This is a genomic window from Aliikangiella maris (assembly GCF_040719265.1).
GTDB classification, from domain to species: Bacteria; Pseudomonadota; Gammaproteobacteria; order Enterobacterales; family Kangiellaceae; genus Aliikangiella; species Aliikangiella maris.
In genome coordinates, this window is sequence record NZ_JBFDAH010000029.1 from 23,368 (window position 1) to 35,620 (window position 12,253).

Below are 12,253 nucleotides of genomic sequence, written 5' to 3' on the forward strand. Positions count from 1 at the left end.
TGAGGTAAGCACGATGGTCAATGAGATGTTACATTTAAGCCTGTCAGATTAATGTAAGCAACATTTTTTAAATTTCTTTCCACTTCCACATGGGCAAGGATCATTCCGACCAACATTTTTATTCTGGTTGATCACTTGTTCAACAGGCAAACTGGATAAAGCGTTTTGCTGGCTAATTTTATGTCCGATACTTCCGGCATCTAATATCGCTCCTTGTAATATATCACTAACACTTTGCTTACAACTTAATAATTCACCTAAAATATTTGGAATATCACTCTGCTCACTCTCTTGCAAAACCTTTGGCCAACTAGCAGTTTGAATCATCATTAAATTAACAAAACCAACGACAAGATCATTTTCACTATCGTCTTCTATTGCCTGCTCCCATAATTCATGCAACCATTCATAGGCATTAAGATAGCCCAATGCAAAATCCTTTAATTCTTTTGAAGCGCCATTAACCGTATCAAAACTGTCTGGTTGAAATAAATTAAAAGCTTTTTCTTTGTTAAAGCAATCATTACAATAATTTGACCAACACATTAGCGACGCCATAAATTGTTCACATTGCTCATCAGTATCGTAATTAATCTCTGCGTCTTCATCGACGGCAAGCATTGGAATCCAGTCACTAGGGTAAATTAACTCTGGGGAAGAACAAACACCGGTTATAAAACCTAAAATAAAAAAGGGGCTTCCAGTTGTTTAGCTAGCGCTTCATTTTCAAAACAACTTAAGTAGTCTGTTAAATCGAATTTTTTCACTTCACTATATTCTCTTGTTAGTAATTGACATGATTATACGCCATCATCCAGAAACATAAATAAACAGGGTACGATTTTCTGCAGAGCGAACTATCCCTATGTTTTTTCACGTTTCCCCTATCAATTATGAGTACCTTTTCATTAATGTATTTGAGTTCTATGGCAGAAACATTAAAAAAGAACTCAGTTAGGTTTTTAAAGGACTTAAAATTGTTGATGTTGTAATGAAGTCAGCTTACATTAATCACAAAATCAAAATTTTATTCACACGATTATTCATAAACCGCAATTAACTCGCGCGCAGAAGTCCTATTATGTCCAGCACAGCTAATAAAGCGCTGCACTTTAAAAGATTCAATTTTTGCATCACGATAAATAAAGCGGGTAAATTCATTATCGTGGTTTGAAATAACCACTTTCACCCCGCGATTAGCAAGATGCGCCGATTTTGCCGCAAGATTAGCCTGCGTATTTAAACAAAAGGTATGCTTGGAATAACTGGTAAAACTGGCAGTTACCGATAATGGTACATAAGGCGGATCACAATATACGATGTCACCTTGTCTTGCACGATTCATTAATGCCGCATAATCACCACAAACAAACATCGCATTTTTTGCCATTTTAATAAAATGCTGCATTTCTTTTTCTGGAAAGTAAGGCTTAGCATAACGACCAAATGGCACATTAAAACCGCCAGACTGATTATAGCGACAAAGACCGTTATAACCATGTCGGTTTAAATAAATAAAAAGTGCCGCTCTGCGACGACCTTTTACATCACCATTAAATTCACTACGAAATGCCAGATAAGCTGCTTGGGAATTATTTTCCGGGATAAAAAATGAACGGGCATAGCGAATAAATTGTCCTCGTTCTTTTTTTAAACATTGATATAGATTAATTAAGTCGGGATTAATATCACCTAATAGATATCGCTCAAAATTAAGATTAAGAAACACCGCCCCCGAGCCGACAAAAGGCTCAATGAGCTTCTTACCCGCTAAATGAGGCGTCAGTTTTTCTAATAACCTGTATTTTCCACCAGCCCACTTTAAAAAAGGTCTGGTTGGCTGATTCGACATGTATCACGATTTTTACGAAATTTCACAAATAGCCCGCAAGTTTACGCAATCTCAGCGCACATGGGAATCGGTTTAGTAAAAAATTTTAGTCGAAGGAAAACACTAAGCGTCAATAGACAATTGTCGATTGATATTGACATCGGTATAAGCCCCAGAGGACTCAATCTTTTGATTCAATGAAAGCTTTAATTGAAGCCTATTGGCCACAGGAGTTTCGGGTGAGGTTGATTTTCGGTCACTTTGCAGGCGTTGAGTCTGCGTTTGACTTTCTTCATCATCTTGAGATTGCACCGACTCATCTCCACTAACTTGTTGTGCCTGTGCTTCTCTTTGCTCTAAATTAAGCTCAGTCAGGGCCTGATTTGCGATTTGACTAGCAATGGCTGCAACTTTGAAATCTTGCGCCGAAGGGGATGCGGGCGCTAGTGCCGCCCGTCTAACCTGCGCCATTTTGTCAATTGTAGCCTGGGGATTATCTGCAACTTTACTGGTATTAATGCTAACTTCGCCAGCAACGGCATAACGTTTACCATCGGGGCCAATTTTAAAGGATAATTGTGGCGCACCAGCATATTGCCCACCGGCATTGGCATGCGCAGCTTCATGTGCCCGGACTTCGCGATCTCGGCGCTTGAGCTTGTCAATTTGCTGAGTCTCTAAAGCTTGCTGGCGCTGCTCTTGCGAATTATTACCTTGTTGCTCTTGTTGTTCAGTATTCTCTTCTTGACGCGACTCTTTTCCTTTAGTTGAACGATTATCGGTAATCGCATTCTTTTGCTCATTCGAGTCGGTACCGTTTTTTAAATTGGTATTTTCAGTTGCAGAGGTGGCCTCTGGAATTGGCGGTTTTTGCGCGGCTTCGGCTGCTACAGCTTCAGTAGGTATATTAGCTGTAGTAACCGGTAGCACAATTGGCGCAGAGACGATGAGCATTTAGCGAATCCAGAATTTAACAATAGTCAAAAGGGGCAAAATATCATTTGTCTACGCTTTCACATCCAGCAATGTTCCAACTAAGTCAGACGCGGTTTCGACCACTTTAACATTAGCCCTGGCATCATTTTCGGCACGTTGTAATTCAATTAAAGAGGTTGTCAAATCTTCTGTTTGCACACTTTCTTCAGTTGAGTTTTCGACCGATTGAGAGGCTATTTGTTGTGCGGCTTCAGCCGCACGATTAGTTGCATCTTGAAAGCCTTGTACGCCGATATTAAGAATATTGCCGATTTCCATAAAGACCTCAATTAATAGGTGAATTAAATGGCTAATCAACCTTCGTGAATAACCATCAAAGTATAACTATGCTCAGCATATCGGCAGTAAAGCACAAAAATTAAGCAAATTGAGTATTATTTTACTATTTTTATAATAATCAAAGAGTTAATAATCAATTGCTATATAAATCAGGCGAATCAATTCATCCGCTTTGCACAAACATAGTAATTTCAGCCAGTTTTTCCTATCACGCTACCGTTATAGCGGCTTAAAATGATAGCTGTTTAGCGACATAGTTAGGCACAACTATACTTTCCCCGCCTTGGGCAAAGTGCCCATCAAGTGCATAAGCCATTTTTTCTAATGGCGCTTGTGCATAACCAAACTGCTGAATTTCTTGAATATATCGACTAATAAATCCCTGAGCCCCCAATAGCTGCCATTGCGCTACATGTACCAGTTCATGAAAATGAATACGCATCGATTCAGCTGATTGAACAAGGATATAGTAAGTGTCCTTATAAGTAATTGCTGAAGCAGGCATATCAATAAAATCACCTAACCCCATTTCACTGAGTTCAGGAAACTCTGGCTTGGGAATTTTATCGACAACAACATAACTAGCATTATCTAAAAATGCTTCAGAGTAAAATGCAGCAAAAGGTTGTAAAAATTGTCGACAGCTTATTTTTTGTTCGCTATATGTCCGATTAAGATTATCAATCCAGTTATTGATTTTGTTTAACATCAATTCATTCCTTTAAATATTTAATGAGAATTTTAGACGTCTCTTGAATTAGAAACATCGGAGGATTATTGCCTATCATTTTATCATCAACGCTATGGCCAATCCTATGCCACAGTTTGCTTTAAACAGACCAATATGGGCAAATCTACAATATTAATAAAAGTTCATTGACCCACTTTTTCACTCGTGTAGCATTAAGCGCTATTTTACGATGCGTGACATCCCCCTGAAAATAAGAAGAGAATAACATGCAAAAATTAGTTCAGGCATTTCCTATTTGGACCATACTGGCAAGTGGTCTAGCACTGATTGAACCTTCCTGGTTTACCTGGTTTAGTGGCAGTTTAATCACTTGGGGACTGGGTATTATTATGCTATCGATGGGGTTAACCTTAAAGTTCGATGACTTTGCAGAAATTGCTCGCTCACCAAAAGGGTCACTGGTTGGGGTCGCTTTGCAGTATACCATCATGCCATTGCTTGGCTGGTTAATTGCCAACTTCTTTAACTTACCAACCGAATTGATGGTTGGCTTAATTCTGGTTGCCTGTTGCCCAGGGGGAACGGCCTCAAATGTTATTTGCTATCTGGCAAAAGCCAATGTCGCACTTTCAGTTGCTATGACAGCGGTTTCAACACTGCTTGCAGTAATTATGACTCCCTTACTGACAACCTGGCTGGTTGGCTCAAAAGTTGAGGTCAATACAATGGGATTATTTTTGGGCACTTTAAAGGTTGTCATTTTGCCCATCTGCCTGGGTTTATTAATGAGTCGTTTTACCCCCGTATTAACCAGTCGCTTAAGAGTGTTTTCTCCCTTGGTTGCTGTCATTGTAATTGTATTAATTGTTGCCAGTATTATTGGTGCAGGACGCGATCAAATAATTGCTTCAGCCGTCAACTTAATTGCCGCCGTATTTACCTTGCATGCACTGGGTTTTTCTATTGCATTTTGGGCGGGATACTGGGTAACTGGATCTGCGCAGGATGCGCGAGCAATTTCTATTGAAGTCGGCATGCAAAATTCTGGGTTAGGTGCTTATTTAGCACGAAGTAACTTTGCCAATCCTGCCACTGCAATACCCAGCGCCGTATCCAGCTTATTTCATTGCGTAATTGGTTCAATCGTTGCCGCCTGGTGGTCACGAAGGAAAAACAATCAATAAAACATCATTAAAAAAGGCCGAATCAAACGGCCTTTTTTCTTTTCATGCTATGCGACTTAACGGCTTATATTTGATAATCGACAATTGGTAAGCCAAGTGGTTTAAGTTGTGTTTTTAATTGCTTGGCATCACCAACAACAACAATAACCATTTCATCAAAATTCAAATGCTTTTGGGCAAGTTTGTTAATTTCCTCAAGCGTGATAGTGTCAACTATTTCACTGCGCTGTTTAACAAAATCAGGTTGCAAACCATATTCTAATATACGTGCTAAAAATTTAAGTTTAGCGCTAGGCGTTTCATACTTAAGCGCATCCCGCTGATTAACAGCTTTACGCATAAATGCCATTTCTGCCTCTGTTGCTCCAGCTTGATAGTATTGCTGAATTTCCTTCATAAATTCAGTAATTGACTTATCGGTTACATCAGCACGAACTTCAGCGCTGGCGGTAAATTGTCCAGCCAGCTTTGTTCCACTAAAGACGGAACCAGCCCCATAGGTATACCCTTTATCTTCACGCAAATTTAAATTAATTCGACTGTTAAAAGCACCACCTAATGGATAATTCATTAAGTATGAGCGATAAAACTCTCCTGTTGTATCATATTTGATTGCTCGCTTACCAATACGAATAGCCGACTGCGCAGAATTATCTTTATGTACAAGATAAATTGTACCAGTTTTAACTTTTGGCTCTGGTAAATTAAGCGTAAGCTGAGGGCTTTCGCCTTTCCAGTTTTTAAACTGAGTAAACATTTGCATGATTTTAGGTTGTGGTAAATCAGACACTGCAATCAATTGACTATCTGCCGGTTTAAAATGCTTTTCATAAAAGGCTTTTACATCATTTAATGAAATTGCAGTAATCGTTTCCTCAGTACCATTATTGGGTAATGCGGCAATATTATCTTCATGAAGCAACTGGCGAAAAGCACGATTTGCTAAATAGCCGGGTTCTTTTTTGCTATTTTTTATATCTTGAACGGCATTATTTTTTACTCGACTAAAATCTGCTTCGTTAAAGGCGGGCTGTAATATTTTTTCCTCGAGTAACGCTAAAGTTGCGGCTAAATTTTTAGTCAGCGTATTGACACTGATAGATAAATAATGATCACCATTAGTAATCGTAATATCGCTACCTAATTTACGTAACTCATTACTCATCGATTCGCCATCACGCTGCGCGGTTGATTCATTAAGCATTTTAGCCAACAAATCAGCAATACCAGCTTTTTCTTTTGCTGCAAATAAATGTCCAGCAGGCACTTTAAATAATAAAGCGGTTGTAGGTGTTTCAGTACTTTGTGTGCCTAAAATTTTAATACCATTGGGTAATGAATCACGCCAAATTTCAGGGATACTTACCGATAGACTTTTCGCAGCAGCCGGAATTTTTGAACGGTCAAGAGAATCCTTAGCTTGTCTGAGTTGCAATTCATCAGCTGACACCTGTTTTGGCGGAGTTAAAATGCGCTCAGGCATTTTATAATTATCTTTTGCGGCAATCATATTGGCTTTGCCATTCGGCACAATGCTTAAAATAACCGCAGACTTTCCTTTGATATATTGTGCATAAACTCTCATCACATCTTCTCGCGTAATCGAGGTATAACGCTCAATATCTTTTTCAATATAATTAGGATTACCAGTAAAAGTCTGATTGGCAGCTAATTGACTGACTTTGCCCGAGACACTTTGTAAACCAAACATATAGCGAGACTCAGCTTGTGCTTTTGCCCGAATCAAATCGTCATCTGTCACGCCTCGTTCTTCAAACTCAACAAGCGTCTGTCGTATAATTTTTTCTACATCAGCTAAAGACTTGCCCGAAGCAGGATGTGGCAACGCATATAAATTAAATGTACATGCAAGTTCGGCACAAGGGTGATTAACCGATGCATTCACCACTAGCTGATTTTTAATTAAGTTTTTATAAAGTAGCGAAGTTTTACCTTCCCCTAAAATTGAAGCCAGTAAATCCAGTGCGGCTTCATCTTCATGACGCACATATACCGTAGGATAACTCATATAAATAAGCGGCAGGTGAACATTATCTTCTATTGAAACATAACGATCTTGCTTTAACACAATCGCATCTTTCTCCGGCATAGTTACTTCTGGACCGCGCGGAATACTGCCGAAATATTTAACCACTTGCGCTAATGTTTCATCAACATCAATTTTTCCACCAATGGTTAGAGTTGCATTATTTGGTCCATACCAACGCAGGAAAAAAGCTTTTAAGTCATTCACATCGACCCGGTTTAGATCTTCCAAATAACCAATAACTGGCCAGGAATAAGGATGTCCCGCGGGATAAAGTGCTTCACTCACAGTTTCATAAAGTCGACCATAAGGACGATTATCAATACGCTGACCTCGCTCGTTTTTAACGGTCTCACGTTGAATTTCAAATTTTTCCTGAGTAACGGCTTTGACCAAAAATCCCATGCGATCGGCTTCAAGCCACAACATTTTTTCGAGTTGATTAGCTGGTACTGTTTGAAAGTAATTCGTTCTATCAGCATTCGTTGTACCATTCATGGTACCACCTGCTTCGGTAACGAGTTTAAAATGCTGTTCGTCGGCAACGTTTTCTGAGCCTTGAAACATCATATGCTCAAAAAAATGGGCAAATCCAGATTTACCCGGTTCTTCACGCGCAGAGCCCACATGATAGGTAACATCCACATGGACTAATGGATCAGAATCATCTTCGTGCAGAATCAAAGTGAGCCCGTTATCGAGTATGTATTTTTTATAGGGAATTACAATTTTGCCTGGTGAGGCTTTGACTTCTTCAATCAGTTTAATGCCAGTTAATTGGCTATTGTGGCTATTATCTGACCTGTTTGTCGGCTGAACTTTGTCTGGCATGTGTTGCGCCAGTTCATTCTCGCTCGTTCGCTGTTGGTTATCACAAGCAACAAGGGTCGTCAGTAAAGACCAAATCATCCACTTTTTCAAGAATACTCTCCTGATTACAATTAATTGTACTTAATAAAAAAATATTGAAGCTACAACATTTTGCAAATGGAATTAAGGCAAATATTTACACCTTGGAATGATTCAATATTTTATTGTGTATTATCTTTTAAAAAGGGGGAAAAACGCCCCCCCAAATAGCCTAACTGAGGATAATCAACCAGACAATTGCCAGTAAAACTAAACAAATAAACACCAGCGCCGAACCAATATCTTTTGCACGTCCGGCTAATTCATGGTGTTCATCGCCAATTCGATCAACGGCTGCTTCAATTGCCGAGTTAGTTAACTCGGCTAAAATGATAAGAAATAAAGGTAAAATCAACCAGAGAAACTCGAATTTATTGTCGGCTAATAAATATGCCAGCGGCACACCCACCACCGCCAGCCAGATTTCCTGACGAAATGCTGCTTCATTTTGCCAAGCAGCTTTGAGTCCCTGCAAAGAATAGCCTGTCGCATCGATAATACGCGCTAATCCAGTTTTGCCCGGCTTAGCCATTGTTCTTTTTTTCCTTTTCTGCTTTTACAATTCGTTTAACATCTTCCAGTAACTGGCGTGCATCAAAAATAATACCATCTTTAATCGTATATTTAACACCACCCACGGTTACAGGCTTGTTATTGTCATCCAATTTGACATGCCCTGTACCGTATAATGTTTTAAAGTTGTGCAGTGGATTTTCCTTAACAATAACCAAGTCGGCCAGCTTGCCAATATTAATCGAACCAATTTCATCGGCCAATCCCAGTGCTTCAGCGCCATTGATAGTGGCAGACTTAATCACCTCTAACGGATGAAAACCCGCTTCTTGTAACAGTTCAAGCTCGCGAATATAACCAAAGCCATAAGTTTTATAAATGTACCCCGAATCACTGCCTGTGGTTACCCGGCCCCCATGATTTTTATAATCATTTAAAAATGCCATCCAACGTTGATAATTCTTTTTCCAGTTAATTTCATCTTGGGTTGTCCAATCAAACCAGTATGAACCATGTGCATATCGACTCGCCTGAAAAAAGTCCCATAACCCGGGTAATGTATATTCTTTATGCCAATCAGCATTACGTTCACGCATTAAATCACGACTGGCTTCATAAATGGTTAAAGTCGGATTTAAGGTGAAGTCTAATTGAATTAATTCATCACGCACCTGACTCCATTTTTCACTACCTGGGGCCGCTGCTTGTTGCCACAATTTACCCGCTTCGGCAAAACGATGTTGTTCGTTATTGTAATTATAATCTGTGGGATAATCCTGAATAATACGATTTTCAAACATCGCCTCTGGTAAACCATACCAATGCTCCATTGAGGTCAACCCAATACGTGCACTATCAATGACATTCAAATGGGCAACGTCTAATTGGGCATGATGCATCATGGTTTTTAATCCACGCTTTTTTGCTTCACTCACCGCTGCTTGAAAGATTTCCGGCTTTAAGCCAAAAAATTTGATACCTTTAGCGCCTCGCTTGGCAATTTTTTTCACCCAGCGTTTTGCCTCATCTGGCGTAGTAATTGGTTCATCATTGCCCATGCCAAAACCAAAATAAGGAAAAATTCGTGGAGCAGCGATGGTGTTTAATTGGCTTTTTTTCGCGTGATTTAATACATAGTCAGTTCCAGTAAAGCTTCCCGCCTCTCTCACAGAAGTAATACCGTGAGCCAACCAAAGCTTAAAGGTATATTCAGCGGTAGTCACTTGGTAGCTTTGTCCAATATGCCCATGCATATCGACAAACCCCGGTAAAATATAATGTCCATGGGCATCAATTTCTTTATCGTTGGGACCGGCTTCTGGCCGATTACCTTTAATTGGTACCCCAGGATTACCAACACTTTTAATTTGCGCAATGCGATTATTTTCAATCACAATATCTACCGGGCCACGAGGTGGTGCACCTTCACCATTAATGAGAATGCCACCACGAATAATCAATCGCTCAAACGGCCCTTCACCACGATGTCGTTCAGGTGCAATTTCTGGTGCAGCCCAAGCCTGTGTAAATGAAACTGTAGCCAATAAAAAAAGCAGTCTAAACTGCTTTTGCCAATGATGTTTAAAAGATTGTGTCATTATTTTTCTGCCTGTTGTTTTAGTGCATTCACTTGCGCGGAAATCACCTGATTAACCGGATTAGCCCAGTTGGTCAGTTTTGCCCCTGTTCCACTGACTCGATAAGTCACCAATAAATGCGATTTTGTTTTAGTATCAGCTTTGATTGAAAATTCCAAAACGCCATTAACTGCTAATGCTTGTAACGGGCCAAGTCCACCAGATAATCTTAATTTTTTCTGGCGTTGATAAAACACAACCTGCATGTGCCTGACTATTCCGTCATCAGGTAAAGTTTCACAAAAGCAATGCTGCTGTTTTATATCTAAATACAAATTGCGGCTTTCACCAGAATAGGTATGATCGGCTTGCCACCAGGAATGAATCGCTAACAAGGTTTTATCAAGCTGGTCAATAGGCGCATTCACCAATGTTTCCAATTGAATTTCAAAATAATTGTCCTCAGAACGAACGACATCGGCTTGCGAAAAGGTACTAAAAAATAACAATAAACCAAAGCTGATTGTTGTAATCAATTGTGTCAGTTTAGATGACATTTTTACGGCTCCGTTTATATTGTAACGCTTTTATTTTTTCACTGAATCTGGCTTTTTACCTGTAAGACGAATTCCGCTAGTTTCTATAATAATTCGGCGTTGCTTGAATAGTTTACCCAGTTCCGATTTAAAACGTTTTTTACTAACACCAAATAATTGATAAATTTGCTCCGGCGGCGTTTTATCGCCAATCGCCATATAGCCACCTTCTGAACTCAGCTTTTGCATAATTTTTTGCGAGAGCGAATCGCTATTGGCTGGCAGCCCCATCGGCACCAAACTTATATCAACTCGACGATCAGGACGCAGATTTTTGATATAGCCACGTAGTATCTGACCAAACTGTAAAGGCTGTACTACATCACTAAAATGTAAAAGCCCCCAAAACTTTTGATTAACAACCATTTTATAACCCAGATCGCTTTTGTCACCCACAATTAAATTAACCGCATCGCCTGATTTTAACCCTTGAGTTTCAGCTACCAGCTTTTTATTAAGTTTGGTCGAAGCACACAGCCGATCTGAATTATCCAGATACACAAAAACGATTGGGGTATCACCAATTTTTAGGCGTTGTGTTTGTTCACCAAAAGGAATCAACAGCTCTTTTGGCAATCCCCAGTCGACAAACGCCCCAACTTTGGTTACCGAGGTCACCTTCAAACAGGCAATCCCCCCAATTTCAACTTTTGGCTTTTGCGTGGTTGCCACAATTTCATCATGACTGTTACGATATAAAAACACCGATAGGCGATCACCGACCTTACTTTGTGCAGGCAACTGTTTGGCGGGTAAAAATATTTGGCCCAGTTCGCCGGCTTCGAGCAATCCACCGCGCGCTGACTGACTGGCAATTTTTAAAAAATTAAACTGGCCGACTTTAATCATTGGCTCTCACGAAAATGTTAAATACTGCGGGAAATGTCGAGATTAAATAGTAGTGCCCTAAGGTAAGCAAATAAACCACTTCAGCTCGACAAAATATGTTCAATTCTAACACATTTACTCGCTTCACCAATGGGATTTACCTGATCAAAATAAGGAATCTCAGCAATCAATGGACAATTAAGTTGATTTTTCAGTGTTTGAATATTTTCAGCCTGATTATCCATCTGTGGATCAATATGATTTGCCACCCAACCAATAACATTTAATCCACGCGCTCGTATATTCTCATAGGTCAGCATGGCATGGTTTATACAGCCCAGTTTTAAACCCACCACTAATATAATATCGAGCTTTTCAGCTTGTGCATAATCCGCTAGCGTTTGCCGCTGATTCAAAGGAACAAGCCATCCACCCGCACCTTCTACCAAAATAAATTGTTGTGCGAATCGGGATAATGGGCAGTGTTGTTGCAGATAATCCACAGACAGTTGTTGATTAATCAATTCGGCAGCAATATGCGGTGCAATTGGCGGCTCGAGTGCAATAGGATTAACCGTAGAATAAGCCAGTGACTCGGCCTGGCCTTGCATTAACTCATCGATAATCGCCAATGCATCTTCATTTTTTAGTTGTCCATCTTGTTGTTGGCATCCTGCGGCAACCGGTTTAAATGCCATGACGGTTTGCTTTGCATTACGTAAAGCACGAATTAGCGCAACGGTAAAAAAAGTTTTACCTACTTCGGTATCAGTTCCGGTAATAAAAATTTTTTGCTGCACGC

Annotated in this window: 12 protein-coding genes; 1 reads left to right on the forward strand and 11 read right to left on the reverse strand. The window is 39.8% G+C overall.

Annotation, left to right across the window (positions count from 1 at the left end):
* Positions 1 to 48: 48 nt before the first annotated feature.
* The 5 genes from ABVT42_RS22465 to ABVT42_RS18925 form a co-directional block, all read right to left on the reverse strand.
* Complete coding sequence (locus ABVT42_RS22465; protein WP_353897510.1) at positions 49 to 687, reverse strand: UPF0149 family protein; 639 nt, start codon at positions 685 to 687, stop codon at positions 49 to 51.
* Positions 688 to 1,039: 352 nt separating this feature from the next.
* Positions 1,040 to 1,852: a Dam family site-specific DNA-(adenine-N6)-methyltransferase gene (locus ABVT42_RS18910; protein WP_353897479.1), complete on the reverse strand. Its 813-nt coding sequence runs from the start codon at positions 1,850 to 1,852 to the stop codon at positions 1,040 to 1,042.
* A gap of 102 nt (positions 1,853 to 1,954) precedes the next feature.
* A complete protein-coding gene (locus ABVT42_RS18915) occupies positions 1,955 to 2,785 on the reverse strand; it encodes a putative metalloprotease CJM1_0395 family protein (protein WP_353897480.1) in 831 nt (276 codons plus the stop codon).
* A gap of 51 nt (positions 2,786 to 2,836) precedes the next feature.
* Positions 2,837 to 3,085, reverse strand: a complete 249-nt coding sequence (locus ABVT42_RS18920) for a hypothetical protein (RefSeq protein ID WP_353897481.1) — start codon at positions 3,083 to 3,085, stop codon at positions 2,837 to 2,839.
* A 250-nt stretch (positions 3,086 to 3,335) separates the two neighbouring features.
* Complete coding sequence (locus ABVT42_RS18925; protein WP_353897482.1) at positions 3,336 to 3,815, reverse strand: hypothetical protein; 480 nt, start codon at positions 3,813 to 3,815, stop codon at positions 3,336 to 3,338.
* A gap of 248 nt (positions 3,816 to 4,063) precedes the next feature.
* Here ABVT42_RS18925 and ABVT42_RS18930 point away from each other — a divergent pair, with 248 nt between their 5' ends.
* Positions 4,064 to 4,981 (forward strand): bile acid:sodium symporter family protein, encoded by a 918-nt coding sequence (locus ABVT42_RS18930; protein ID WP_353897483.1) that lies wholly within the window; start codon positions 4,064 to 4,066, stop codon positions 4,979 to 4,981.
* A gap of 64 nt (positions 4,982 to 5,045) precedes the next feature.
* Here ABVT42_RS18930 and ABVT42_RS18935 read toward each other — a convergent pair whose 3' ends face one another.
* From ABVT42_RS18935 to bioD, 6 genes are all read right to left on the reverse strand, one after another.
* A complete protein-coding gene (locus ABVT42_RS18935) occupies positions 5,046 to 7,949 on the reverse strand; it encodes a M16 family metallopeptidase (RefSeq protein WP_353897484.1) in 2,904 nt (967 codons plus the stop codon).
* A 160-nt stretch (positions 7,950 to 8,109) separates the two neighbouring features.
* Positions 8,110 to 8,469, reverse strand: coding sequence for a diacylglycerol kinase (locus ABVT42_RS18940; protein WP_353897485.1), 360 nt, complete (start codon positions 8,467 to 8,469; stop codon positions 8,110 to 8,112).
* Positions 8,462 to 10,048, reverse strand: coding sequence for an amidohydrolase family protein (locus ABVT42_RS18945; protein ID WP_353897486.1), 1,587 nt, complete (start codon positions 10,046 to 10,048; stop codon positions 8,462 to 8,464). The genes ABVT42_RS18940 and ABVT42_RS18945 overlap by 8 nt, the downstream gene beginning before the upstream one ends.
* Positions 10,048 to 10,584 carry a hypothetical protein gene (locus ABVT42_RS18950; RefSeq protein WP_353897487.1) on the reverse strand — a complete coding sequence of 179 codons (537 nt, stop codon included), beginning with the start codon at positions 10,582 to 10,584 and terminating at the stop codon, positions 10,048 to 10,050. Before ABVT42_RS18950 ends, ABVT42_RS18945 begins: the two co-directional genes overlap by 1 nt.
* 30 nt (positions 10,585 to 10,614) lie before the next feature.
* Positions 10,615 to 11,472: a CvfB family protein gene (locus ABVT42_RS18955; RefSeq protein ID WP_353897488.1), complete on the reverse strand. Its 858-nt coding sequence runs from the start codon at positions 11,470 to 11,472 to the stop codon at positions 10,615 to 10,617.
* A gap of 80 nt (positions 11,473 to 11,552) precedes the next feature.
* A complete protein-coding gene (gene bioD, locus ABVT42_RS18960; protein WP_353897489.1) occupies positions 11,553 to 12,251 on the reverse strand; it encodes a dethiobiotin synthase in 699 nt (232 codons plus the stop codon).
* Between the last annotated feature and the right edge of the window lie 2 nt (positions 12,252 to 12,253).

Coding starts and splice junctions, on each gene's coding strand:
- ABVT42_RS18925 (WP_353897482.1), bottom strand. CDS start 3,815: ATGTTAAACAAAATCAATAACTGGATTGATAATCTTAATCGGACATAT.
- ABVT42_RS18920 (WP_353897481.1), bottom strand. CDS start 3,085: ATGGAAATCGGCAATATTCTTAATATCGGCGTACAAGGCTTTCAAGAT.
- ABVT42_RS18915 (WP_353897480.1), bottom strand. CDS start 2,785: ATGCTCATCGTCTCTGCGCCAATTGTGCTACCGGTTACTACAGCTAAT.
- ABVT42_RS18945 (WP_353897486.1), bottom strand. CDS start 10,048: ATGACACAATCTTTTAAACATCATTGGCAAAAGCAGTTTAGACTGCTT.
- ABVT42_RS18910 (WP_353897479.1), bottom strand. CDS start 1,852: ATGTCGAATCAGCCAACCAGACCTTTTTTAAAGTGGGCTGGTGGAAAA.
- ABVT42_RS18930 (WP_353897483.1), top strand. CDS start 4,064: ATGCAAAAATTAGTTCAGGCATTTCCTATTTGGACCATACTGGCAAGT.
- ABVT42_RS18950 (WP_353897487.1), bottom strand. CDS start 10,584: ATGTCATCTAAACTGACACAATTGATTACAACAATCAGCTTTGGTTTA.
- ABVT42_RS18940 (WP_353897485.1), bottom strand. CDS start 8,469: ATGGCTAAGCCGGGCAAAACTGGATTAGCGCGTATTATCGATGCGACA.
- ABVT42_RS18955 (WP_353897488.1), bottom strand. CDS start 11,472: ATGATTAAAGTCGGCCAGTTTAATTTTTTAAAAATTGCCAGTCAGTCA.